Annotated in this window: 24 protein-coding genes; 15 read left to right on the plus strand and 9 right to left on the minus strand. The window is 59.1% G+C overall.

The genetic code is table 11. The annotated features are described in order from the left end of the window. The first annotated feature begins 11 nt into the window (after nucleotides 1-11). The 9 genes from rsxA (at nucleotide 12) to gstA (ending at nucleotide 9,569) form a co-directional block, all read left to right on the plus strand. Entirely contained in the window at nucleotides 12-593 is a 582-nt protein-coding gene (gene rsxA / locus BJP61_RS12450) for an electron transport complex subunit RsxA (RefSeq protein WP_004384912.1), read from the plus strand. Continuing rightward, the gene (gene rsxB, locus BJP61_RS12455) at nucleotides 593-1,171 is read left to right on the plus strand and encodes an electron transport complex subunit RsxB (protein WP_053531567.1); all 579 of its coding nucleotides are present in this window, start codon (nucleotides 593-595) and stop codon (nucleotides 1,169-1,171) included. Before rsxA ends, rsxB begins: the two co-directional genes overlap by 1 nt. Next, nucleotides 1,164-3,758 (plus strand): electron transport complex subunit RsxC, encoded by a 2,595-nt coding sequence (gene rsxC / locus BJP61_RS12460; RefSeq protein WP_171998469.1) that lies wholly within the window; start codon nucleotides 1,164-1,166, stop codon nucleotides 3,756-3,758. Before rsxB ends, rsxC begins: the two co-directional genes overlap by 8 nt. Next, a complete protein-coding gene (rsxD, locus tag BJP61_RS12465) occupies nucleotides 3,759-4,811 on the plus strand; it encodes an electron transport complex subunit RsxD (RefSeq protein ID WP_075192094.1) in 1,053 nt (350 codons plus the stop codon). Between the two features lie 9 nt (nucleotides 4,812-4,820). Continuing rightward, nucleotides 4,821-5,450, plus strand: coding sequence for an electron transport complex subunit RsxG (gene rsxG / locus BJP61_RS12470; RefSeq protein WP_075192095.1), 630 nt, complete (start codon nucleotides 4,821-4,823; stop codon nucleotides 5,448-5,450). After that, nucleotides 5,443-6,129, plus strand: coding sequence for an electron transport complex subunit E (locus BJP61_RS12475; protein ID WP_038863155.1), 687 nt, complete (start codon nucleotides 5,443-5,445; stop codon nucleotides 6,127-6,129). The genes rsxG and BJP61_RS12475 overlap by 8 nt, the downstream gene beginning before the upstream one ends. Beyond that, the gene (nth, locus tag BJP61_RS12480; protein ID WP_161578935.1) at nucleotides 6,126-6,761 is read left to right on the plus strand and encodes an endonuclease III; all 636 of its coding nucleotides are present in this window, start codon (nucleotides 6,126-6,128) and stop codon (nucleotides 6,759-6,761) included. The genes BJP61_RS12475 and nth overlap by 4 nt, the downstream gene beginning before the upstream one ends. 591 nt (nucleotides 6,762-7,352) lie before the next feature. After that, nucleotides 7,353-8,852: a dipeptide/tripeptide permease DtpA gene (gene dtpA / locus BJP61_RS12485; RefSeq protein WP_038863247.1), complete on the plus strand. Its 1,500-nt coding sequence runs from the start codon at nucleotides 7,353-7,355 to the stop codon at nucleotides 8,850-8,852. Nucleotides 8,853-8,960: 108 nt separating this feature from the next. Beyond that, nucleotides 8,961-9,569: a glutathione transferase GstA gene (gstA, locus tag BJP61_RS12490; protein ID WP_171998470.1), complete on the plus strand. Its 609-nt coding sequence runs from the start codon at nucleotides 8,961-8,963 to the stop codon at nucleotides 9,567-9,569. A gap of 40 nt (nucleotides 9,570-9,609) precedes the next feature. On the opposite strand, the gene pdxY is transcribed toward gstA, so the two are convergent. The 5 genes from pdxY to anmK all read right to left on the minus strand — a co-directional run bounded on the left by pdxY (nucleotide 9,610) and on the right by anmK (nucleotide 14,205). Then, nucleotides 9,610-10,470 (minus strand): pyridoxal kinase PdxY, encoded by an 861-nt coding sequence (gene pdxY / locus BJP61_RS12495; RefSeq protein ID WP_171998471.1) that lies wholly within the window; start codon nucleotides 10,468-10,470, stop codon nucleotides 9,610-9,612. Between the two features lie 74 nt (nucleotides 10,471-10,544). Then, nucleotides 10,545-11,819 (minus strand): tyrosine--tRNA ligase, encoded by a 1,275-nt coding sequence (gene tyrS, locus BJP61_RS12500; protein ID WP_171998472.1) that lies wholly within the window; start codon nucleotides 11,817-11,819, stop codon nucleotides 10,545-10,547. Nucleotides 11,820-11,958: 139 nt separating this feature from the next. After that, nucleotides 11,959-12,615, minus strand: a complete 657-nt coding sequence (gene pdxH, locus BJP61_RS12505; RefSeq protein ID WP_075192099.1) for a pyridoxamine 5'-phosphate oxidase — start codon at nucleotides 12,613-12,615, stop codon at nucleotides 11,959-11,961. A 56-nt stretch (nucleotides 12,616-12,671) separates the two neighbouring features. Continuing rightward, nucleotides 12,672-12,995 (minus strand): C-type lysozyme inhibitor, encoded by a 324-nt coding sequence (gene mliC, locus BJP61_RS12510; RefSeq protein ID WP_038863164.1) that lies wholly within the window; start codon nucleotides 12,993-12,995, stop codon nucleotides 12,672-12,674. Between the two features lie 55 nt (nucleotides 12,996-13,050). Next, nucleotides 13,051-14,205, minus strand: a complete 1,155-nt coding sequence (anmK, locus tag BJP61_RS12515; protein WP_171998473.1) for an anhydro-N-acetylmuramic acid kinase — start codon at nucleotides 14,203-14,205, stop codon at nucleotides 13,051-13,053. 276 nt (nucleotides 14,206-14,481) lie between these two features. Here anmK and slyB point away from each other — a divergent pair, with 276 nt between their 5' ends. Further along, nucleotides 14,482-14,949 carry an outer membrane lipoprotein SlyB gene (gene slyB, locus BJP61_RS12520; protein WP_038863166.1) on the plus strand — a complete coding sequence of 156 codons (468 nt, stop codon included), beginning with the start codon at nucleotides 14,482-14,484 and terminating at the stop codon, nucleotides 14,947-14,949. Between the two features lie 114 nt (nucleotides 14,950-15,063). Here the strand turns inward: slyB and slyA are convergent, their stop codons facing one another. Next, nucleotides 15,064-15,504: a transcriptional regulator SlyA gene (gene slyA / locus BJP61_RS12525; RefSeq protein WP_032966975.1), complete on the minus strand. Its 441-nt coding sequence runs from the start codon at nucleotides 15,502-15,504 to the stop codon at nucleotides 15,064-15,066. Between the two features lie 176 nt (nucleotides 15,505-15,680). Between slyA and BJP61_RS12530 the strand changes: the two genes are divergently transcribed. From BJP61_RS12530 to BJP61_RS12540, 3 genes are read left to right on the plus strand one after another with little or no spacing between them, the layout of a single operon-like run. Beyond that, the gene (locus BJP61_RS12530) at nucleotides 15,681-15,917 is read left to right on the plus strand and encodes a DUF1656 domain-containing protein (protein WP_075192101.1); all 237 of its coding nucleotides are present in this window, start codon (nucleotides 15,681-15,683) and stop codon (nucleotides 15,915-15,917) included. Between the two features lie 4 nt (nucleotides 15,918-15,921). After that, nucleotides 15,922-16,779: an HlyD family secretion protein gene (locus BJP61_RS12535; RefSeq protein WP_171998474.1), complete on the plus strand. Its 858-nt coding sequence runs from the start codon at nucleotides 15,922-15,924 to the stop codon at nucleotides 16,777-16,779. Between the two features lie 11 nt (nucleotides 16,780-16,790). Further along, entirely contained in the window at nucleotides 16,791-18,824 is a 2,034-nt protein-coding gene (locus BJP61_RS12540; protein WP_038863173.1) for an FUSC family protein, read from the plus strand. Here BJP61_RS12540 and sodC read toward each other — a convergent pair. The 3 genes from sodC to BJP61_RS12555 form a co-directional block, all read right to left on the minus strand. Continuing rightward, nucleotides 18,817-19,335 (minus strand): superoxide dismutase [Cu-Zn] SodC, encoded by a 519-nt coding sequence (gene sodC / locus BJP61_RS12545; protein WP_075192102.1) that lies wholly within the window; start codon nucleotides 19,333-19,335, stop codon nucleotides 18,817-18,819. The two genes, BJP61_RS12540 and sodC, sit on opposite strands and share 8 nt — an antisense overlap. A gap of 80 nt (nucleotides 19,336-19,415) precedes the next feature. Next, a complete protein-coding gene (locus BJP61_RS12550) occupies nucleotides 19,416-20,312 on the minus strand; it encodes an aldo/keto reductase family oxidoreductase (protein WP_038863176.1) in 897 nt (298 codons plus the stop codon). Nucleotides 20,313-20,365: 53 nt separating this feature from the next. Further along, a complete protein-coding gene (locus tag BJP61_RS12555; protein ID WP_038863178.1) occupies nucleotides 20,366-20,605 on the minus strand; it encodes a DUF1289 domain-containing protein in 240 nt (79 codons plus the stop codon). A gap of 207 nt (nucleotides 20,606-20,812) precedes the next feature. Between BJP61_RS12555 and eptA the strand changes: the two genes are divergently transcribed. Together eptA and BJP61_RS12565 are read left to right on the plus strand one after the other, a co-directional pair. Next, on the plus strand, nucleotides 20,813-22,441 hold the full coding sequence (gene eptA, locus BJP61_RS12560) for a phosphoethanolamine transferase EptA (RefSeq protein ID WP_171999323.1): 1,629 nt from the start codon (nucleotides 20,813-20,815) through the stop codon (nucleotides 22,439-22,441). A 64-nt stretch (nucleotides 22,442-22,505) separates the two neighbouring features. Beyond that, nucleotides 22,506-23,087: a TetR/AcrR family transcriptional regulator gene (locus BJP61_RS12565; protein ID WP_038863182.1), complete on the plus strand. Its 582-nt coding sequence runs from the start codon at nucleotides 22,506-22,508 to the stop codon at nucleotides 23,085-23,087. Nucleotides 23,088-23,141: the final 54 nt, after the last annotated feature.

A 23,141-nucleotide genomic window follows, 5' to 3' on the forward strand; every position in this document is an offset into this window, starting at 1 on the left:
CAGGTCGAATAATGACTGATTACTTGCTGTTATTTGTTGGAACGGTGCTGGTCAATAACTTCGTGCTCGTGAAGTTTCTCGGCCTGTGTCCGTTTATGGGTGTTTCCAAAAAACTGGAATCGGCGATCGGTATGGGCATGGCGACCACATTCGTGATGACCCTTGCGACCATTTTCTCCTGGATTATCGATCATCTGATTCTGGTGCCGCTTGAGCTGGTCTACCTGCGCACGATGGCGTTTATTCTCGTCATCGCGGTGGTCGTGCAGTTCACGGAAATGGTGGTGCGCAAAACCAGTCCGGCGCTCTATCGCCTGCTGGGCATCTATCTGCCGCTTATCACCACCAACTGCGCCGTACTGGGCGTGGCGCTACTCAGCATCAACCTGAACCACACCTTTATGCAGTCAGCGCTTTACGGCTTCTCCGCCGCGGTCGGCTTTTCGCTGGTAATGGTGCTCTTTGCCGCCATCCGTGAGCGTCTGGTCGTCGCCGACGTGCCGCTGCCATTTCGCGGCAACGCCATCGCGCTGGTGACGGCGGGCCTGATGTCGCTCGCCTTTATGGGCTTTAGCGGGCTGGTGAAGTTCTGATGGAAATGATTGTTATCGCGGTCGTCGCGCTGACGCTGCTGGCGCTGCTGTTCGGCATGCTGCTGGGCTATGCTTCGCGCCGCTTCGCCGCGGAAGAAGATCCGGTGGTCGATCAGGTCGACGAACTGCTGCCCCAGAGCCAGTGCGGGCAGTGCGGCTATCCGGGCTGCCGCCCTTATGCAGAAGCGGTCGCTAATAACGGCGAGCAGATCAACCGCTGCGTGCCTGGCGGCGAGCCGGTAATGCAGAAAATCGCCACCCTGCTTAACGTCGAACCGCAGCCGCTTGACGGCGATGCAGTGGCGGCGGAGCCGGTGCGTATGCTGGCCGTCATTGATGAGCCGAACTGCATCGGCTGCACCAAATGTATTCAGGCCTGTCCGGTGGATGCGATTGTCGGCGCCACTCGCGCCATGCACACCGTGATGAGCGACCTCTGCACCGGCTGTAACCTGTGCGTTGACCCCTGCCCGACGCAGTGCATTGAACTGCGCCCGGCCGCCACCACAACGGATAACTGGAAGTGGGATCTCAACACCATTCCGGTGCGTAACATTCCTGTGGAACAACATGCTTAAGTTATTTTCTGCATTCAGAAAAGAGAAAGTCTGGGATTTCAACGGCGGGATTCATCCGCCGGAGATGAAAACCCAGTCTAACGGCACCCCGCTGCGCCAGTTGCCGCTGCCGGGCCGTTTTATTATTCCGCTCAAACAGCATATCGGCAGCGAAGGCGAGATCTGCGTGGCGCCGGGCGATAAAGTCCTGCGTGGTCAGCCGCTCACCGTGGGCCGTGGAAGGATGCTCCCCGTGCACGCGCCAACCTCCGGCACCGTCACGGCGATAATGCCGCATCCGACCGCCCACCCTTCCGCCCTGCCGGAGCTTTCAGTGATTATCGACGCTGATGGCGAAGACCGCTGGATAGCCCGCGACGGCTGGAGCGATTACCAGAGCCGCAGCCGCGAGGCGCTGATTGAGCGTATCCATCAGTTTGGCGTGGCGGGCCTCGGCGGCGCCGGTTTCCCGACCGGCACAAAACTGCAGGGCGGCGGCGATAAAATCGAAACGCTGATTATTAACGCCGCCGAGTGCGAGCCGTATATCACCGCCGACGACCGGCTGATGCAGGACTGCGCCGCGCAAATCATCGACGGCGTGCGCATCCTCGCGCATATTTTGCAGCCGCGCGAAGTGCTGATCGGCATTGAAGACAATAAGCCGCAGGCGATTTCCATGATGCGCGCCGTGCTGCACGGCGAGCATAAGATTCGCCTGCGCGTGATCCCGACCAAATACCCGTCGGGCGGCGCGAAACAACTGACTCAGATCCTGACAGGCAAACAGGTGCCGCACGGCGGCCGTTCGTCAGATATCGGCGTGCTGATGCAGAACGTTGGCACCGCGTTTGCGGTCAAGCGCGCTATTATCGACGGCGAGCCGCTCACCGAGCGCGTGGTGACGCTGACCGGCGAAGCCGTAGGGCGGCCGGGCAACGTCTGGGCGCGTATCGGCACGCCGGTGCGCCACCTGCTGGAGCACGCAGGCTTTATTCCGACCAGCGAACAGCTGGTGATTATGGGCGGCCCGCTGATGGGCTTCACCCTGCCCGGCCTCGATGTGCCGGTGGTAAAAATCACTAACTGCCTGCTCGCGCCATCCGCCACAGAGATGGGCACGCCGCAGGAGGAGCAGCACTGCATCCGCTGCAGCGCCTGCGCCGACGCCTGTCCGGCGGATCTTCTGCCGCAGCAGCTCTACTGGTTCAGCGTCGGCCAGCAGCACGATAAAGCTACCGCCCATAATCTGGCGGACTGTATTGAGTGCGGCGCCTGCGCGTATGTCTGCCCAAGCAATATCCCGCTGGTGCAATATTTTCGCCAGGAAAAAGCAGAGATCCGCGCTATTGCGGAAGAACAGCAGCGCGCCGCCGAAGCCAAGGCTCGCTTTGAAGCGCGCCAGGCGCGTCTGGAACGTGAAAAAGCCGCACGTCTGGAACGCCATAAGAAATCCGCCGTACAGCCTTCCGGCCAGGATCAGGATGCTATTCAGGCCGCCCTGGCCCGCGTGCGTGAGAAGAAAGCCGATGACCAACCGATTGTGGTCAACGCTCGCGAAAAACCAGATAACAGCGCGGTGATTGCCGCCCGCGAAGCGCGCAAAGCCGAGGCCCGCGCGCGTCAGGCGGAAAAAGTCCAGCAGGAGATGGCGGCGAACAGCTCCGTTCCTGCGCTGGAAGCCACCGAGCCGGTTAGCGAAACCGACCCGCGTAAAGCCGCCGTCGAAGCCGCCATCGCCCGCGCCAAAGCGCGTAAAGCCGCGCAGAACGCGCCGGTGGACGACACCCCGGCCGAGCCGGTCGATCCGCGCAAGGCCGCCGTCGAAGCCGCTATCGCCCGCGCCAAAGCCCGTAAAGCGACGCAGGCTGGCGAGAGCGCACCGGTCGCTGAAACCCCGGCCGAGCCGGTCGACCCGCACAAAGCCGCTGTCGAAGCCGCTATCGCCCGCGCCAAAGCCCGTAAAGCGGCGCAGAGCGCGCCGGTGGACGACACCCCGGCCGAGCCGGTCGACCCGCGTAAAGCCGCCGTCGAAGCTGCCATCGCCCGCGCCAAAGCCCGCAAAGCGGCGCAGAGCGCGCCGGTGGACGACACGCCGACTGAGCCGGTCGATCCGCGTAAAGCCGCTGTCGAAGCCGCTATCGCCCGCGCCAAAGCCCGTAAAGCGGCGCAGAACGCGCCGGTGGACGACACCCCGGCCGAGCCGGTCGATCCGCGCAAAGCCGCTGTCGAAGCCGCTATCGCCCGCGCCAAAGCCCTTAAAGCGGCGCAGACTGGCGAGAGCGCGCCGGTGGACGACACTCCGGCCGAGCCGGTCGATCCGCGCAAAGCCGCTGTCGAAGCCGCTATCGCCCGCGCCAAAGCGCGTAAAGCCGCGCAGAGCGCGCCGGTCGCGGAAACCCCGGCCGAGCCGGTCGACCCGCGTAAAGCCGCCGTCGAAGCCGCTATCGCCCGCGCCAAAGCCCGTAAAGCGGCGCAGGCGGATGAGCGCGCTCAGACGGCAAATGAAGATGATGAAGCGGACGATCCGCGCAAAGCGGCTGTTGCCGCCGCGATTGCCAGGGTGCAGGCACGCAAGGCTGCCGAAAAGGTTGTTAACGAGGATTAAATGGTTTTCAGAATCGCAAGTTCCCCTTATACCCATAACCAGCGCCAGACGTCGCGTATCATGATGCTGGTGACGCTCGCCGCCGTGCCGGGCATCGCCGTGCAATGGTATTTTTTTGGCTACGGCAGCCTGGTGCAGATTCTGTTGGCCATCGTGAGCGCGCTCGCCAGCGAAGCGCTGGTAGTGCGAATGCGCAAACTCTCCCTGAAACGTCACCTTGGTGATAATTCCGCTCTGCTGACTGGTCTGCTGCTGGGCGTCAGTATTCCGCCGCTGGCTCCGTGGTGGATGGTGGTGCTCGGTACCGTTTTCGCGGTGATTATCGCCAAACAGCTTTATGGCGGTCTTGGCCACAACCCGTTTAACCCGGCGATGATAGGCTATGTCGTGCTGCTGATTTCATTCCCGGTGCAAATGACCAACTGGCTGCCGCCGCAGCAGATCGCCGCGACCGCCCCTGGTTTTGTCGACGCGTTACAGGTGATTTTTCACGGCGTGACCGCAAGCGGCGACACGATGGCGCAACTGCGTCTCGGTATCGACGGCGTAAGCCAGGCCACCCCGCTGGACACTTTTAAAACCGGTCTGCACGCCGGGCATCCGGCAGGCGAGTTGCTGGCGCAGCCGATTTACGGCGGCGCGCTGGCGGGTCTCGGCTGGCAGTGGGTGAATCTCGCGTATCTGGCGGGCGGTCTGTTCCTCCTGGCGCGCGGCACGATCCGCTGGCATATCCCGGCGAGCTTTATTGTGACGCTCGCGGTATGCTCAACGTTCGGCTGGCTTATCGCGCCAGAGAAATTTCTTTCGCCGCTGATGCATCTGCTCTCAGGCGCGACGATGCTCGGCGCGTTCTTTATTCTTACCGACCCGGTTACCGCCTCGACGACCAACAAAGGCCGTCTGGTCTTTGGCGCGCTGGCGGGCCTGCTGGTCTGGCTTATCCGCAGTTTCGGCGGCTATCCGGATGGCGTGGCGTTCGCAGTGCTGCTGGCCAATATCACCGTGCCGCTCATCGATTACTACACCCGCCCGCGGGTTTATGGTCACCGGTAAGGAGTCGTCATGCTGAAAACTATCCAGAAACATGGCGTAACGCTCGCCGTTTTCGCCGCGCTGACGACCGGGCTTACGGCAATGGTCAATGCGCTCACCAAAACCACCATTGAAGGCCAGGCCGCGCTGCAACAAAAACAGCTGTTTGACCAGGTGCTGCCGCCGCAGATGTATGACAATGATATTCAGCAGAGCTGTTATCTGGTTAACGCGCCGGCGCTTGGCCGCGGCGAAAAACAGCTGTGGGTCGCGCGTAAAGGCGATAAGCCCGTCGCGGTGGTTATGCAGGCCACCGCCCCGGATGGCTACTCCGGGGCTATTCAGCTGCTGGTCGGCGCCGATTTTAAAGGGACCGTACTTGGCACCCGCGTCACGGAGCATCACGAAACGCCGGGGCTTGGCGATAAAATTGAAACCCGCATCAGCGACTGGATCACCGGCTTTGCCGGTAAGATTATCCAGGGGCCTGACGACAACCGCTGGGCGGTGAAAAAAGATGGCGGCCAGTTTGACCAGTTCACCGGGGCGACCATTACGCCGCGCGCGGTGGTCAATGCCGTGAAACGCGCAGGCCTGTATGCGCAGACGCTGGAGCCGCAGCTTTCCTCCCTGCCTTCCTGTGGAGATACCCATGAATGACGTGAAATCGATTCTGGTCAACGGGTTATGGAAAAATAACTCGGCGCTGGTACAGCTACTCGGGATGTGCCCGCTGCTGGCCGTGACCTCCACCGCCACTAACGCGCTCGGTCTGGGTCTTGCGACGACGCTGGTGCTGACGCTGACTAACGCCTCAATCTCCGCGTTTCGCCGGTGGATGCCTGGTGAAATTCGTATTCCGATTTACGTAATGATCATCGCGGCGGTGGTGAGCATCGTACAGATGCTGATTAACGCCTACGCGTTCGGGCTGTATCAGTCGCTCGGCATTTTTATTCCGCTTATCGTGACCAACTGTATCGTGGTCGGCCGCGCGGAGGCGTTCGCCGCTAAAAACGGCCCGCTGCTGTCGGCGCTCGACGGCTTTGCCATTGGTATGGGCGCGACCGGCGCGATGTTTGTGCTTGGGTCGCTGCGTGAGATCCTCGGCAACGGCACGCTGTTTGACGGCGCCGACGGTCTGCTCGGCAGCTGGGCGCGGGTGCTGCGTATCGAAGTCTTCCATACCGACACGCCGTTCCTGCTGGCGATGCTGCCGCCAGGCGCGTTTATCGGTCTTGGCATGATGCTGGCGGTGAAATACCTGATAGACGAACGAATGAAGCGCCGCGCCGCGAAACCCGTCGTGGTGGAGGCCAGCCCGGAAAACGCGTCATGAACCAGGCAAAACGCATCGAAATCCTGACGCGGCTACGCGCCAATAACCCGCACCCGACCACCGAGCTGCACTTCACCAGTCCGTTTGAGCTGCTGATTGCCGTTCTGCTCTCGGCGCAGGCCACCGACGTGAGCGTCAATAAAGCCACGGCAAAGCTCTACCCGGTGGCGAATACGCCACAGGCGATGCTGGCGCTGGGCGTTGACGGGGTGAAGGAGTACATCAAAACCATCGGGCTGTTTAACAGCAAAGCGGAAAACGTGATTAAAACCTGCCGCATTCTGATTGAACAACACGGCGGCGAGGTGCCGGAAGATCGCGCGGCGCTGGAGGCGCTGCCGGGCGTCGGCCGTAAAACGGCCAATGTGGTGCTCAATACCGCCTTCGGCTGGCCCACCATCGCCGTGGATACGCATATCTTTCGCGTCAGCAATCGCACGAAGTTCGCGCCGGGCAAGAATGTCGAAGCTGTCGAAGAGAAGCTGCTGAAAGTGGTGCCGGGGGAATTTAAAGTCGATTGTCACCACTGGCTCATTTTGCACGGACGTTATACCTGCATCGCGCGTAAGCCGCGCTGTGGCTCCTGCATTATCGAAGATCTGTGCGAATACGCCGAAAAAGTCTACGAATAACGCAGGGCATGGTGGGTGTCACTTTTGTCACATCCACCATCTTTTCATCTCCGCTCCCGTCGATTTATCTCCCTTTTTAGCCGTTCATTATTCCGCCATAAATCAGCTCGCCAGGTTAATCGTTTTTTTTCGACAGGAATTTTCTATAGATTTGTGAGAATTATCACATTTGCAACATCCTGTTAATTTTCCGTTGCGTTATTGCGCCCTAAGCCTTGATACGCCTCGCTTATCACCATCACTGATAATATAAATATCGGACATTTTCTGATATTAAGGGCTATATGACTGCCTGAAGGGTTAATCAGCAGAAGATATAACCATATGACGCTTCAGCACCGCCTTCAGCAGTTAAAAAATCTACAATAGCTATTATCATGAAATTTAACGCTGACTCTTAGCGAAACGACTGGCCGATTATCCCGCCCGGCTTATATGTAACAGATTATTACAAAGGCCTTGTGCGAGCGGTCAGGATAGTGAACATTACCCGCCGTTTCTCACTTCATATAACAATAAAAGCGCATGCCGCCAGGCACTACGCGCATACCACCCCCGCGGTTAATGCGGGCTGTAAAAAAAGAGGTATATGTGTCGACTGCAAACAAAAAACCAGCAGAAAGCGTAAGTATGAACGCTTTCAAACAACCGAGATCGTTCTATCTCATTTTCTCTATTGAGTTATGGGAGCGTTTCGGTTTCTACGGCCTGCAAGGGATCATGGCCGTTTACCTGGTTAAACAGCTGGGTATGTCGGAAGCGGATTCCATTACGTTGTTTTCCTCCTTTAGCGCGCTGGTGTATGGCCTGGTGGCTATCGGCGGCTGGCTGGGCGATAAAGTCCTCGGCACTAAACGCGTCATTATGCTCGGCACCATTGTGCTGGCGGTAGGCTACGCGCTCGTCGCCTGGTCCGGTCACGATGCAGGCATCGTCTACCTGGGTATGGCGACCATCGCGGTGGGTAATGGCCTCTTCAAAGCCAACCCCTCCTCCCTGCTCTCCACCTGCTATGAGAAAGACGACCCGCGTCTCGACGGCGCTTTCACCATGTACTACATGGCGATTAACATCGGTTCGTTCTTCTCTATGCTGGCGACCCCGTGGCTGGCAGACAAATTCGGCTGGAGCGTGGCGTTCTCGCTGAGCTTCGTCGGGATGCTGATCACGCTTGTGAACTTCATCTTCTGCAAAAAATGGGTCAAAGATTACGGTTCAAAACCGGACTTCGCCCCGCTGCACGTTGGCAAACTGCTGGCCACTATCGTCGGTATCGTCGTGCTGGTCGCTATCGCCACCTGGCTGCTGCACAACCAGGGTATCGCGCGCATGGTGCTGGGCGTGGTTGCGCTGGGTATCGTGATTATCTTTGCGAAGGAAGCCTTCGCCATGCAGGGCGCCGCGCGACGCAAAATGATCGTGGCGTTTATCCTGATGCTGGAAGCGATTGTGTTCTTCGTGCTCTACCAGCAGATGCCGACGTCCCTGAACTTCTTCGCGATTCGTAACGTTGAACATGACATTCTCGGCATCGCGTTCCAGCCGGAGCAGTTCCAGGCGCTGAACCCGTTCTGGATAATGATTGGCAGCCCGATTCTCGCCGCCATCTACAACAAAATGGGCGACCGTCTGCCGATGCCGTTTAAATTCACCATCGGTATGCTGCTGTGCTCTGGTGCGTTCCTGGTGCTGCCGCTGGGCGCGAAATTCGCCTCAGAAGCAGGCATCGTCTCCGTTAACTGGCTGATCCTGAGCTACGCCCTGCAGAGTATTGGCGAGCTGATGATCTCTGGTCTGGGTCTGGCGATGGTTGCACAACTGGTGCCGCAGCGCCTGATGGGCTTCATCATGGGCAGCTGGTTCCTGACCACTGCTGGCGCGGCGATGATCGCCGGTAAAGTGGCGAATCTGATGGCAGTGCCGGAAAACGTCACCGATCCGCTGCAGTCGCTGGAAGTGTACGGCCGCGTCTTTATGCAGATTGGTATCGCCACCGGCGTTATCGCTCTGCTGATGCTTCTCACCGCGCCGCTGCTTAACCGCATGACGCAGGAAGATAAGCCGAAAGAAACGGAAACCGCGCACGCGTAATTGACCGGGAAACACCTTTCAGGCCGTCAGATTTCATGCTGACGGCTTTTTTTTTGCCCGTTCGCGCTCTACCATGATTTTGTTTATTCATGAGAAGGGAGTAGTGCCATGAAATTGTTTTACAAAGCCGGCGCGTGTTCACTCTCGCCGCATATCATTCTGCGCGAAGCGGGTATCGATTTTACGCTGGTGGCGGTGGATCTGGCCGCGAAGCGCACCGAAAGCGGCGAAGATTACCTGACTATCAACCCGAAAGGTCAGGTGCCGGCGCTGCTGCTGGATGACGGTACGCTGCTGACGGAGGGTGTCGCTATTGTTCAGTATATCGCGGATAAAGTGCCGGACCGCCAGTTGCTTGCGCCGGTCGGCAGCATGACCCGCTACCATACGCTGGAGTGGCTCAACTATATCGCGACGGAGCTGCATAAAGGCTTTCCGCCTCTGTTCCGTCCGGATACGCCGGACGAGTACAAAACCATCGCCCGCGCTCAGCTGCAGAAGAAATTCGATTATGTGAATGAGGCGCTGGCGCAGAAGCAGTGGCTGATGGGGCTGCGCTTCAGCGTGGCGGATGCTTACCTGTTTACGGTGCTGAACTGGGCAAAAGCGGTCGGGCTTGAGATGCAGGCGTTTGACAATATCGCTGACTATCAGGCTCGCGTGAAGGCGCGTCCTGCTGTTGCAGCAGCGCTGAAGGCGGAAGGTCTGGGCGCGTAAGGATGAATAACGCCGCGCCTGTTTCAGGCGCGGCGTTATTTTACAGTTTCACCGCAGTGAAGTAGTGTTCAGGCTGAGCGATACCGTCCTGCGCCGCTACCACCTGAAGTTCATACTCTTCCATACGCTTGGTGGTCACCATGATGTCGTAGACCGCCGCCGTCACATGCTCCAGCGCCTCGCGAAGCGTTGCGCCCTGCAACAGCTTCACCAGCAGCAGACCACTTGTCACATCGCCCACGCCGACCGGCTGACGCGCGCCGAAATCCACCAGCGGACGGCTGATGTGCCACGCTTCAGCGGCGGTCACCAGCAGCATCTCGAAGCGATCCTGCTGATAACCCGCGCGCGCAAGATGTTTCACCAGCACAATCTGCGGGCCACGGGCGATTAGCTCGCGCGCGGTCGTCACCGCATCGTCGACGCTCGCCACCGCATGACCGCTCAGCATCTCCAGTTCCAGCAGGTTTGGCGCGATAATATCGCTCGCCGGTAGTGCTGCGCGCGCGTGGAACTCCGCCACGCCAGGCGCCACGATGCAGCCCTTTTCCGGGTGGCCCATCACCGGATCGCAGAAATATTTCGCCTTCGGATTGGCCGCTTTCACCTGACGGACGATCTCCAGAATCTGCTCACCCTGCTCCGCCGACCCCAGATAGCCGCTCAGCACCGCGTCACAGCGCGACAGCTGGCCTATCGCCGCGATGCCCTGCACAATCTCGGTCAGGTGCGATGGCGGCATCACGGCGCCGGTCCACTGGCCATACTGCGTGTGATTGGAAAACTGCACCGTATTGAGCGGCCAGACGTTGGCGCCCAGACGGCGCATCGGGAATTCAGCCGCGCTGTTGCCGGCATGACCAAACACCACATGAGACTGGATGGCGAGTATGTTCTTCATTTTTTTCCGGGTGAAACGAGAGGTCGGGTTAAAAATAAAGGGCGTGGTTTCCCACGCCCTTGACTGGCAGAGTGTTATTTCCAGCAGACGAGGCAGTAGTTTTTCTTACCGCGACGCAGCAGCGTGTAGCGGTCAAAGAGGCGGTCGCTGTCGCTAAAGGTATATTCCGGGTCCGCCTGCTTCTCACCGTTGATGGTAATGGCATTGGAGGCGATAGTTTTACGCGCCTGACCGCGGGACGGCTGCAGCTCGGAATCCACCAGCGCCTGCATGAGATCCGCGCCTTTTTCCATCTCGATCATCGGCACGCCGTCCTGCGCGAGCTGTTCGAAATCCGCTTCGCTCAGCGCGTTCAGGTTGCCGTTAAACAGGCTTTCGGTAATGCGTTTCGCGGCGGCGAGGCCCTCTTCGCCATGCACCAGACGCGTCACCTGCTCCGCCAGCACATACTGGGCGCGCGGCGCTTTACCGCTGTTTTTGTCTTCTTCTTCAAGCGCATTGATCTCATCAAGGCTCATAAAGGTGAAGAATTTCAGGAAGCGATATACATCGGCATCCGCCGTGTTGATCCAGAACTGGTAGAACTTGTACGGGCTGGTTTTCTTCGGATCGAGCCATACCGCGCCGCCTTCGGTTTTACCGAATTTGGTGCCGTCGGATTTGGTGATAAGCGGCACCGTCAGGCCGAACACCTGATTCTGGTGCAGACGACGGGTCAGGTCGATACCCGAAGTGATGTTGCCCCACTGGTCAGAGCCGCCAATCTGCAGCGCGACGCCGTGCAGTTTGTTCAGGCAGGCGAAATCGTAACCCTGCAGCAGGTTATACGAGAACTCGGTGAAGGAGATGCCCACATCGTCGCGGTTCAGGCGCTGCTTAACCGCTTCTTTGTTGATCATCTGGTTGACCGAGAAGTGCTTGCCGATATCGCGCAGGAAGGTCAGCACATTCATGCTGCCGAACCAGTCATAGTTATTCGCCGCGATAGCGGCGTTGTCACCGCAGTCAAAATCGAGGAACGGCGCGACCTGGCGGCGGATTTTATCCACCCACTCCTGGACGGTATCTTCAGTGTTCAGTTTACGTTCAGTGGCTTTAAAGCTCGGGTCGCCAATCAGACCGGTGGCACCGCCGACCAGTGCAACCGGCTTGTGCCCCGCCATCTGAAAACGTTTGAGGCACAACAGAGGAACCAGATGGCCCAAGTGCAGGCTGTCGGCGGTGGGATCGAAGCCGCAATAAAGGGCGATCGGCCCCTGCGCCAGTCGCTGCGCTAACGCTTCTTCATCCGTCACCTGAGCCACAAGGCCCCGCTCCTGCAATTGTTTAATCAAATTGCTGCTTGCCATCAATTTCTCCATGTATTTACGACTGCACCTTTGCCGGTACACGGCTTTTCGCCCACTGGCGAAAGAATAAAATTCAGGGAGGCATAGAATAAAGCGCAAGCCCAACGAGCGCCAGCGCTTGCATAAGAAAATCGCTCACTTACGGGGCGAGACGGTCGATTTTCCAGCCGTCGGCGTCGCGCTGGTATAAAAAGCGGTCGTGAAGCCGGTGCTCGCCGCCCTGCCAGAATTCCACCTGTTCGAGGCTGACGCGAAAACCGCCCCAGAAACTCGGCAGCGGAACCTCGCCTTGCTGGAATTTCTGTTTCAGTTCGAGGAATTTGCTCTCCAGCACGCCGCGCGCCGAGATGCGGCTCGACTGTTTTGATACCCACGCGCCAATCTGGCTGTCGCGCGGGCGGCTGTGGAAATATTTCACGACTTCGAGCGTAGAGAGGCGTTCCGCCTTGCCCGTCACCATCACCTGACGCTCCAGCATATGCCACGGAAACAGCAGGCTGATGCGCGGGTTGTTCTCAAGATGATGCGCCTTGCGGCTACCAAGATTGGTATAAAAAACCATGCCGCGCTCGTCGAAATGCTTAAGCAGGACGATGCGCTGATACGGCTGGCCCTGCTCATCAACAGTGGCCACGACCATTGCAGTAGGATCGGCGAGTTTCGCCTCGCACGCCTGCGCGAGCCAGCGTTCGAACAGCGGCAGCGGCTGGTCAGTTAAGTCCCGGCGGCGCAGCCCGCCTTTGGTGTATTCACGGCGCAGATGCGCAATCTGTTGCAGGTGGTCAATATCAGACATAGCGTTGAACCAGTGAGGATCGGGTGGCGCTATTGTGCGCCCCACCCGTTAAAATCTCAACGCTTCGGATTTTGTAACTGACAGTGATTTAACACAATATTATCGCGATAGTAGACGGTCGCCTCGTCGCCTTTCGACCAGAACGCATAGATGCCGTCGGTATAACGTACGCCTGAGGCCGCGCGGCCTTCGTTGAGATGCAGCACCTTGTCATCCAGCACGAAACTCACCTGCTGGCGCGTGTGGTTGAGCGATACCGTCAGCGGTTTCTCATCACAGCGGTATTCGAGGGTATCGGTGTGCATGCGCTCAACCATAGCGTCATAGTAGCTACAGCCAGCGAGCATCGCGGGAAGCAAAACGACAAGCAGTTTCTTCATGGCATATCCTGAACCTATTCTGAAGGGGGCAATGCGCCCCCATAACGCGTTCAGTCTATCTGCCAGAGGGCAGCGGAAAAGTCAGCAAAGTCCGATTATTTAAGGGGTTGGCGGGAAAAATAGCGCCCAGTACGCTCGCCTCGCGCGCGCCGGTAACCGACGGCAGATTGCCAGGCTCACCGCTGAGCGTGCGGTACGCCAGCCAGGCGAAGGCCAGCGCCTCCATATCGTCCCCGCGAATGCCCATTTCATCGGTAGAAGAGACTTCTGTACCTGGCAGCAGCGCCGCGAGCCGCGCCACCAGCCGCGGGTTACGCGCGCCGCCGCCGCAGAAAATCAGCCGCTCCGCGCCGCCGCTGAGCTGCACTTCCCGGGCGACAGTGCTGGCGGTAAGCTCCAGCAGCGTCGCCTGCACATCCTGCGGCGCGAGTCCCGCGAACAGCGAGAGCTGCCGCTCGATCCAGCCATAGTTGAAATATTCGCGCCCGGTGCTTTTAGGCGCGGGCGCTGAAAAATAAGGGTCGCTCAGCATCTGTTGCAGCAGCGGGCGTACCACGCTGCCGCTCGCGGCCCATTCACCGTCTTTATCATAGGGTTTGCCCTTCTGGCGCCAGATCCAGGCATCCATCAGCATATTGCCAGGGCCGGTGTCGAAACCTTTAACGGGTTGCCCCGGGAACAGAAGCGACAGGTTGGCGATACCGCCGATATTGAGCACCATGCGCCGCTCGGTCGGGTGCGCCAGCAGCGCCTGATGAAAGGCCGGCACCAGCGGCGCGCCCTGCCCGCCGAGCGCCATATCGCGACGGCGGAAATCGCCCACGACGCTCACGCCTGTGCGCGCCACTATCTGGTTGTTGTCGCCGATTTGCAGCGTATGCGGCGCGCTACCGGTGGGCTCATGCCAGACCGTCTGGCCGTGGCAGCCTATCGCCATGACATCTTCCGGCCTGAGGTTTTGCTGCTGCATCAGTGCGTTAACCGCGTCGGCGAAGAGGCAGCCGAGCTGGTTGTCCAGTCTGCCGAGCGTTGACAACGTCAGCGCCTGGCCCTGGCAGATATCCAGAATCGCCGTTTTAATGGCCTGCGGCATCGGCCAGCTCAGGCTCGCCTGCTGCGCCACCATATGTTCGTCAATGGCGGCCAGCACCACATCCACCCCGTCGAGGCTGGTGCCGGACATCACTCCAATGTAGCGACCTGATTTCATACGTAATCCTTAAGCCCTGTGTGAAAACGCGCGACGCACCACCACGCCCGCTGGCAGCCTTCAATCATAAACATTCACTCTGATTGAGCAACGGAATAATCCCGGCGCAATTAAAAAGTCAGGTTTCGCTACGATGTTGATTTGCCGTTCAGGCAGAAGATTTTACGATTTTTATCATCGGGCTTGCGATCAATGTGAAATATCGCGGTCATATGCCATATAATTTGAATATGATGGATGCTCAGGTGAGCATTTGTTGGTGAACAGGAGATTTACATGATTTCACGTGTACTGGTTGTTTCGCTGGCAGGTTTAACGCTGGCGGGCTGCGTCAACAATGATAGCCTTTCCGGTGATGTCTATACCGCCTCTGAAGCCAAACAGGTACAGAACGTCACGTACGGGACCGTTGTGAACGTTCGTCCGGTGCAGATCCAGGGCGGCGATGACACCAACGTTATCGGCGCGCTCGGCGGCGCGGTACTGGGCGGCCTGCTCGGTAATACCGTCGGCGGCGGCAGCGGTCGCTCGATTGCAACCGCCGCGGGCGCTATCGCCGGCGGCGTAGCCGGCCAGGGCGTACAGGGCGCGGTGAACAAGACCCAGGGCGTTGAGCTGGAAATTCGTAAGGATGACGGCAACACCATCATGGTCGTGCAGAAACAGGGCAATACCCGTTTCTCTGCGGGCCAGCGCGTCGTGCTGGCAAGCAATGGCAGCCAGGTTACCGTCTCTCCGCGCTAAGTCGCAGGGCGTTACCCCGCTCAGAAACACGAACGGAGGAGCACTGGCTCCTCCGTTTTTTTATGCATTTTGGGGCGCGCTGGCGCGTTGTCATACGGCGGTCAAACGCGCCGTTTACTCTTTCGCCGACAGCGCCAGAATATTTTTCTCAAGGCGCGCCACGATGCGCAACATCTGGTCGTGCTCTTCCTGCGTGATGCCGGAGAGGATCTCGCCGCGCGTTTTCAGGATAACGTCTTCAAGCTGCGTAATAATAGGCGCGGCTTTTTCCGTCAGTTTAATGCGTTTGGCGCGGCGGTCGCTGGCGCAAGTGTGGCGGGCGATAAGCCCCTTTTCTTCGAGCTGATCGAGCGTGCGCACCAGCGAGGGTTGCTCAATGCCGATGGCCTTGGCCAGTTGAATTTGCGACTGATCGGGCGGCAGCGCGTGGATATGATGAAGTGTCACCCAGTGGGTCTGCGTTAATTCCAGAGGCTTCAGGCGATGGTCAATCAGAGCACGCCAGATGCGCACCAGTCTTGTCAGGTCAGAGCCTAATGGCGATTCCAATTTCATCTCCTTATAATTAGCTTGCTAAGTTATTATGCTGATTTTAGACTAGTGTGCAGTATTTAGGTAGCTAAAACAAATAGCCCGCGCTGGCGGTTCATACCGCGACGTCTATAATTCTAGACCAGAACGGCGCATCTGATACGGCTGCCATCTCTCCGGTTTTAAAGGATTAATGTCTCGTGATATCGCGCTTTTTCACCTCAGGGTTTGCGCTTTCGGATCTGGTTGCCGGCGCGTCGGTCTACTTTCCCCCGCTCTTCAAAGCTGTCATCCTGGGCTTTTTTCTCTGGCTGATGGTGCACCGGCTACTGCGCGACTGGATCTACGCAGGCGATATCTGGCACCCCACCCTGATGGACCTCTCCCTGTTCGTATTGTCCGTCAGCTTCGCGCTGCTGATTCTGATGGCGTGGTAATCACATGCGACTGAAAACCCTTAAATATTTTTCCACCCTGTTCGTGGTCGCCGCCGCCCTGCTGGCCGGCTGGCTGGTCTGGAATTACTACATGCAGTCGCCGTGGACCCGCGATGGCAAAGTACGCGCCGAGCAGGTCAACATCACACCGCAGGTTTCCGGCACGATTACGCGGCTTTTGGTTCGCGATAACCAGAAGGTGAAGGCGGGCGATGTGCTGTTCGCCATTGACGATACGCCATACCGTATCGCGGTGTTGGATGCCGAGGCGCAGCTTGCCCGCGCGCAGACCGGCCTCGCCAAAGCCAATAACGAAGCGAATCGCCGCCGTCATCTCCCGCATAATTATATTTCCGCCGAGGATCTTGATACTGCCAATATCAGCGTTAAAGCCGCCCAGGCGACGCTGAAAATGGCGCAAGCATCGCTCGAACAGGCGCGCTGGCAACTGGAACAGACGCGCGTCGTGGCCCCTGTCGATGGCTGGGTGACCAATCTGTCCAGCCGCGTGGGCAACTACGCAAGCCAGGGCCAGCCGGTATTCGCGCTGGTGGACAGCCATTCATTCTATGTGGTCGGTTATTTCGAAGAGACCAAGCTGCGGCACATCCGCGAAGGCGCCAGCGCGAAAATCCTGCTCTACAGTACTCATACCCCGCTGCACGGCAAAGTGGAGAGCATCGGACGCGCCATTTACGATCAGAGCGTCGAGAGCGACAGCAGCCTGGTGGCGGACATTAAACCGAACGTTCCGTGGGTGCGCCTCGCACAGCGTGTGCCGGTGCGTATCGCGCTCGACAGCCTGCCGCAGGGCGTGACGCTGGTCTCCGGCACCACCTGTACCGTGTCGCTCACTGACTGAGCGCCTTGCCGATGAATCTGGACTGGCTGACCTGGCAACACTCCCCGTGGGGCAAGGCGACCCGCGCGCAGTGGCGCTACGCGCTTCGAAACGGCATCGCGATGTCGCTGGCGCTCACCATCGCTTACGTGCTGGAGCTTGACGAGCCTTACTGGGCGATGACCTCCGCCGCCGTGGTGAGCTTCCCGACCGTTGGCGGCGTGATAAGTAAAAGCCTCGGACGCATCGCCGGCAGCCTGCTCGGGGCCAGCGCCTCGCTGATTATCGCCGGGCATACGCTTAACGATCCGTGGCTGTTTATCTGGGCAATGGCGCTGTGGCTCGCGCTTTGCACCTGGGTCTCCGGTTATTTTCATAATAACGCCGCCTACGCTTTCCAGCTTGCGGGCTACACCGCCGCCATCATCGCCTTTCCGCTGGTCAATACCACCGAGACCACGGAGCTTTGGAATATTGCCCAGTCACGCGTCTGCGAGGTGATTGTCGGCATTCTGTGCGGCGGGCTGATGATGATGGTCATGCCAGGCCCGCCCGACAGCGTGACGTTTCTTGGGGCGCTGCGCAAAATGCAGGGACGCCTGCTTGAGCATGCGAGCCTGCTGTGGAAGCCGCAGACGACCGACGCCATCCGCACCGCGCACGAAGGCGTCATCACGCAGGTGCTGACGCTGAATCTGCTGCGCATTCAGGCTTTCTGGAGCCATTACCGTATCCGTCAGCAAAACCAGCTCCTCAACTACCTGCTGCACCAGCAGCTACGCCTGACGAGCTATATCTCCGGCCTGCGCCGCCTGCTGCTGAACTGGCCGCAGCCGCCGGATGCGCTGTGGGACGGGCTTGATACGCTGCTGGCGGAGCTGGGACATCCGAAGCCCTGCCCGCTGCGCGTCGCGAGAATACTGGCGACGCTCGCGCCGTCCGGGGACGGCGATTTCCGCCATCAGGCGTTCTGGCTGCGGCTGCGCGATTTCTGCCGCGTCTGGATGAACAGCCAGCGCTGGATTGCAAGGCTCGACACGCCCTTTGCCGATGCGCCAGTCAACGTCCCCGCCGCCCCGCCGCTCGCGCGCCATACCGATAATGCCGAGGCGCTCTGGAGCGCACTGCGTACTTTTTGCGTCATTACGCTTATCGGCGCCTGGGCCATCAACACCCGCTGGGAGGCGGGCAGCGGCGCGCTGACGCTCGCGGCGATAAGCTGCGTGCTCTACTCCGCCTCGCCGTCGCCGCATAATTCGCTGAACCTGCTGCTGCGCACGTTACTGTTGCTGACGCTGTTCAGCTTTGTCGTGAAATTCGGCCTGATGGTGCAGGTGACCGTTCTCTGGCAGTTTCTGCTGTTTCTGTTCCCGCTGCTCACCACCATGCAGTTGCTGAAACTGCAACAGCCGCGCTTTGCCGGGCTCTGGGGTCAGCTTATCGTCTTTATGGGATCGTTTATCGCGGTCACCAACCCGCCGGTTTACGATCTGGCGGATTTTCTCAATGACAATCTGGCGAAAATTTGCGGCGTGGCGTGCTGCTGGGTGGCGTTCGCGGTGCTGCGGCCCGGTTCTGACCGCCGCAAAGGGCTGCGCCATATTCGCGCCCTGCGCCGCGGGTTTATCGATCAGCTCAGCCGCGCTCCTCAGCGCGGCGAAGCGGCGTTTGAGTCGCTGGTTTACCACCACATCAGCCAGCTTAGCAGCAGTAAAGACGACGCCACCCGCCGCTGGCTTTTGCGCTGGGGCGTCGTGCTGCTCAACTGTTCGCACGTGGTGTGGCAACTGCGCGAGTGGGAAACCCGCGCTGACCCGCTGTCGCAGGTGCGCGATATCTGTATTGAGACATTACGGGACGTGATGAGCGTGAAAGGCGTGCGTCAGCGCCCCCTCGCGGCGGCGCTCGGCGAGCTTGAACGCATCAGCCTGACGCTTGCCCGTCATCACCAGCCTGACGCGCGCCGCCTCGCGGGAATTATCTGGCGGCTGTGGTGTTCGCTGTCGCAGCTCGAACAGGCGTCGCCCGCGCCGCAGCAGGACGACGCCAGCCGAACGGTTAAATAACGCCGCAGGCGTAACGTCCCCCGCCGCCGCCCAGCGGTTTAGGATGATCGGCCATGTTATCGCCGCCGACATGCACCATCAGGGCTTTGCCTTTGATTTCTTCAAGCTTTTTGATGCGCGGCGCGATTACCGGATCGGTGGCCTTACCGTCATTATTAACCGCCAGCACCGGCAGATCGCCTAAGTGCCCGTCGCCTTCCGGCCCGGCGTGTTTACCGGTATTTTGAGGATCAAAATGGCCGCCGGCCGCTTCTGCCGCTACCATTTTGCCGTCTTTCATGGCCGGTTCGCAGCTGCCGTTGGCGTGAATGTGAAAGCCGTGATCGCCTGGCGGCAGGCCGTTGAGGTCGGGCGCAAACTCCAGCCCTTTATCGGTTTCGGTGATTTTTACCGTACCGACAGACTGGCCGACGCCCTGATCGGTGGCGAGGCGCAGTTCCACTTCTTCGCTGGCGGCCTGGGCGGCGCCGCATGCCAGCAGCACCAGCGCCGCCAGAGTCAATCGCTTCATATTCCCTCCAGTTTTCAGGTGAGTCCCGTTAAGTCTATAACAACATGGCGAAACTCACCGGAAAGGCGGGAATAATGGCGTTACGGTACGTCGTAACCGAGCGCGGCTTTGCGGATGCGGAACCACTGCTGGCGGGACAGCTCAAGCGACAGCGCGCCGACCGCGCTTTTCACGCGTTCGATTTTGCCGGAGCCGATAATCGGCAGCGGGCGCGACGGCAGACGCATCACCCACGCATACACCACCTGCTCGATAGTCTCTGCGCCTGTCTCTTCAGCCACCTGTTGCAGTTCGGCGCGCAGCGGCGCACAACGGTCATCGCTGAACAGCCGACCGCCGCCGAGACAGGACCAGGCCATCGGGCGAATGCGCAGTTGCTGGAGCAGATCCAGCGTGCCGTCCAGCAACAGCGGCTGGTGCACCGGGGAAATTTCTACCTGGTTTGTGGCAAGCGTAAACGGCAGGCGCGACTGCAACAGCGAGAACTGCGCGGGCGTGAAGTTAGAGACGCCGAAATGGCGCACTTTGCCGCTCTGATGCAACGCGAGGAACGCTTCCGCTATCTCGTCGGCATCCATCAGCGGATCGGGGCGATGGATCAGCAAGAGATCGAGCACATCGGTATTCAGATGGCGTAGCGAGTTTTCCGCGCTCTGCAAAATATGCGCGCGGTCGGTGATGTAATGGCCAATCGCGTTTTCCGGTTTTGCCGTGGTAGCGATGCCGCATTTGGTGACGATTTCCATTTTCTCGCGCAGGTGCGGCGCGAGACGCAGCGCCTCACCGAACGCCGCTTCGCACTGGTAGCCGCCGTAAATGTCGGCGTGATCGACCGTAGTGACGCCAAGTTCCAGATGTTGCTCGATAAATCCGACCAGATCGCGGGCCGGGTAGTTCCACTCCATTAAACGCCAGTAGCCCATCACCAGGCGCGAAAACGTCGGCCCCTGGGGCGCCATGAGAATACGCTCAACCATAAGTTACTACCTCAGAAAGAAAAATTGCGCGGGATTATACGCGACCGGCGTCGTTAAAACAGTGAAGGCTGCTGCGGTTCTTCATCAGGCTCATTGCGCCCGGCGCGCAGCTTACGCAGCATGCGCTGACGACACAGGCGCAGTACTTCCTGCTTCTGAGCGTCGCTCATTTTCTGCCAGTTAAAGCGCTCATCGCGGCTGCGCATACAGCCACGGCAGTAGCCACGCTCATCCGACTGGCAGATGCCGCGACAGGGACTGGGAACGGGGAAAAACTCGAGCTGCTCGGCCACAACGGCTCCTCGTTAACATGATAGTTACAATTGAAGCCCGAACTGCGCCGGCTTGCAAGTTCGCCTGATAAAGCGGCCCGACCGACCGCGCGAATCGTCGGTCGTTGAGCGTTCGTTGAACCTGCATTACGGCTCGTTAAGCGCAGGTTAAGGTTTCGCTAATCTTTGCGCCGTAGACTGCCGCCATCGTTAATGGAGTCTTTTATGATGGCAATGATAAAAAAACTACGCTGGAGCGATCTGCGTTTTAACCTGTTTAGCGCCCTGCTCTTCACGCTGATCAACGCCCTGTTTATTGGCCGTTGCTGGTCGCTTATCGCGCCGCGACACCTGCACGAGATGCTGTTTGCCGCCACCGTGCCGCTAGTGCTTTTCTGCGCCTGGCTGGTGATTTTCAGCATCATTAATCTGCCGTGGCTGCGAAAACCGGTACTGGTTATTTTGCTGCTCGGCTCCGCCGCCAGCAGCTACTTCATGTATACCTATGGGGCGGTTATCGACCAGAATATGATGGTCAATATCTTCGAGACCAACTCCCAGGAGGCCGAAGCGCTAATCACGCCGCAGCTTATCGCGTGGCTTTCGATAGCGGGGTTACTGCCAGCGCTGCTGCTGAGCCGCGTCGAGGTGACTTCCGGCAGCCTGCTCTGGACGGCCCTGCGCCGCCTGGTCAGCATTCTCGCGAGCCTGCTGGTGATTATCCTTGTAGCGTCGCTCTTTTATAAGGATTACGCCTCGCTGTTTCGTAACAATAAAAACATCGCCAAGATGGTTACGCCCGCTAATTACATCAGCGGCATTGTGAAATACACCCATTCGCGCTTTTTCGCGGGCGACCAGACGCTGGTGCGCATCGGCGAAGACGCGAAAAAAGGCCCGCTCATTCGCCAGCAGCCGAAAAAAACCGTGCTGGTGGTGGTGATTGGCGAAGCCTCTCGCGAGCAGAATTATTCGCTCGGCGGCTATACGCGCGACACCAATCCGCAGCTTAAAAAACAGGGCGTGGTGTTCTATCCGCACGCCACGTCCTGCGGCACAGAAACGGCGGTGTCGGTGCCCTGTATGTTCTCCGGGATGCCCCGCGCGCATTACGATGCGGAACTGGCGCACCATCAGGAAGGCCTGATGGATGTCCTGGCGCACGCGGGGGTCAACGTGCTGTGGCGCGATAACGATGGCGGCTGTAAAGGCGCCTGCAACCGCATTCCTCACACGGATATGACCCAGTGGAAGCTCAACGATTTTTGTAAAGATGCGTCGTGCCTCGACGACGCGCTGCTGTGGCGTTTTGATAACGTCCTGGATGGGCTGAAGCAGGATTCGGTGATTGTCCTGCACCTGATGGGCAGCCACGGCCCGGCCTATTATCGCCGCTATCCGGATAATTTCCGCCGCTTCACGCCCACCTGTGACACCAATCAAATTCAGGACTGCGATCGCCAGGCGTTGATTAACACTTACGACAATACCGTGCTCTATACCGATGACGTGCTGAGCCGCACCATTGATGCATTGCGCAAGCGCCAGGCGACCATGAACACGGCGCTGGTTTATCTTTCCGATCACGGCGAATCGCTGGGCGAAAATGGCATTTACCTGCACGGCACACCGTATCTGCTGGCGCCCGAACAGCAGACCCACATTCCGCTGCTGTTCTGGCTCTCCGGCGATTATGCGCGCCAGTATGGCGTCGATATGGCGTGCCTGAGTCAGCATGCGGCGTCGGATGAGGTTTCTCAGGACAACCTCTTCTCAACCGTGCTCGGCATCATGAATATCCAGACTTCGCTTTATCAGCCGCAGCAGGATATGCTTAGCGCCTGCCGGAAAAGTTAACGTTTCTGGCTATTATGAATAAGGCGACTTGCATTAGACCGACCGGTCTACTAAATTGGAACGTATGAACCGAACACCTGAACATGACACGCGTGAACACCTCCTTGCCACTGGCGAGCAGCTCTGCCTGCAACGCGGCTTCACAGGCATGGGGTTAAGCGAACTGTTAAAAACGGCAGGCGTGCCGAAGGGCTCCTTTTACCACTACTTTCGCTCTAAAGAGGCGTTTGGCGTGGCGATGCTGGAGCGGCATTACGCGCGCTATCAGGCATGCCTTGAGCAGCACTTCAGCCCGGCAGGCCCGGCGCGCGAGCAGCTCCTCGCCTGGTTTGAAGAAACGCTCAGTCATTACTGCCAGACCGGCAAAATGACGGGCTGTCTCACGGTGAAGCTCTGCGCGGAAGTGTGCGATCTGTCGGAAGATATGCGCGGCGCGCTCGATAAAGGCGCAGCCCAGGTGATGGACCTGCTGGCTGGCGCCCTTGCGCGCGGTCGCGATGCGAAGGTGTTTACCTTCAATGGCAGCGCGCATCAACAGGCTCAGGTGTTATACGTGCTCTGGCTCGGCGCGAGCCTGCAGGCCAAAGTGTCGCGCAGCGGCGCGCCGCTGGAAAGCGCGCTGGCGCACGTCAAAGAAATGCTTTAACTCAGCGCCCGCCGCTGGCGGCGCTTTTTTATTTAGCTCGTTACAAGACGACCG

This window comes from Cronobacter sp. JZ38 (assembly GCF_008932145.1).
Lineage (GTDB): Bacteria > Pseudomonadota > Gammaproteobacteria > Enterobacterales > Enterobacteriaceae > Cronobacter > Cronobacter muytjensii.

Coding starts and splice junctions, on each gene's coding strand:
- rsxA (WP_004384912.1), top strand. CDS start 12: ATGACTGATTACTTGCTGTTATTTGTTGGAACGGTGCTGGTCAATAAC.
- rsxB (WP_053531567.1), top strand. CDS start 593: ATGGAAATGATTGTTATCGCGGTCGTCGCGCTGACGCTGCTGGCGCTG.
- rsxC (WP_171998469.1), top strand. CDS start 1,164: ATGCTTAAGTTATTTTCTGCATTCAGAAAAGAGAAAGTCTGGGATTTC.
- rsxD (WP_075192094.1), top strand. CDS start 3,759: ATGGTTTTCAGAATCGCAAGTTCCCCTTATACCCATAACCAGCGCCAG.
- rsxG (WP_075192095.1), top strand. CDS start 4,821: ATGCTGAAAACTATCCAGAAACATGGCGTAACGCTCGCCGTTTTCGCC.
- BJP61_RS12475 (WP_038863155.1), top strand. CDS start 5,443: ATGAATGACGTGAAATCGATTCTGGTCAACGGGTTATGGAAAAATAAC.
- nth (WP_161578935.1), top strand. CDS start 6,126: ATGAACCAGGCAAAACGCATCGAAATCCTGACGCGGCTACGCGCCAAT.
- gstA (WP_171998470.1), top strand. CDS start 8,961: ATGAAATTGTTTTACAAAGCCGGCGCGTGTTCACTCTCGCCGCATATC.
- pdxY (WP_171998471.1), bottom strand. CDS start 10,470: ATGAAGAACATACTCGCCATCCAGTCTCATGTGGTGTTTGGTCATGCC.
- tyrS (WP_171998472.1), bottom strand. CDS start 11,819: ATGGCAAGCAGCAATTTGATTAAACAATTGCAGGAGCGGGGCCTTGTG.
- pdxH (WP_075192099.1), bottom strand. CDS start 12,615: ATGTCTGATATTGACCACCTGCAACAGATTGCGCATCTGCGCCGTGAA.
- mliC (WP_038863164.1), bottom strand. CDS start 12,995: ATGAAGAAACTGCTTGTCGTTTTGCTTCCCGCGATGCTCGCTGGCTGT.
- anmK (WP_171998473.1), bottom strand. CDS start 14,205: ATGAAATCAGGTCGCTACATTGGAGTGATGTCCGGCACCAGCCTCGAC.
- slyB (WP_038863166.1), top strand. CDS start 14,482: ATGATTTCACGTGTACTGGTTGTTTCGCTGGCAGGTTTAACGCTGGCG.
- slyA (WP_032966975.1), bottom strand. CDS start 15,504: ATGAAATTGGAATCGCCATTAGGCTCTGACCTGACAAGACTGGTGCGC.
- BJP61_RS12535 (WP_171998474.1), top strand. CDS start 15,922: ATGCGACTGAAAACCCTTAAATATTTTTCCACCCTGTTCGTGGTCGCC.
- BJP61_RS12540 (WP_038863173.1), top strand. CDS start 16,791: ATGAATCTGGACTGGCTGACCTGGCAACACTCCCCGTGGGGCAAGGCG.
- sodC (WP_075192102.1), bottom strand. CDS start 19,335: ATGAAGCGATTGACTCTGGCGGCGCTGGTGCTGCTGGCATGCGGCGCC.
- BJP61_RS12550 (WP_038863176.1), bottom strand. CDS start 20,312: ATGGTTGAGCGTATTCTCATGGCGCCCCAGGGGCCGACGTTTTCGCGC.
- eptA (WP_171999323.1), top strand. CDS start 20,813: ATGGCAATGATAAAAAAACTACGCTGGAGCGATCTGCGTTTTAACCTG.
- BJP61_RS12565 (WP_038863182.1), top strand. CDS start 22,506: ATGAACCGAACACCTGAACATGACACGCGTGAACACCTCCTTGCCACT.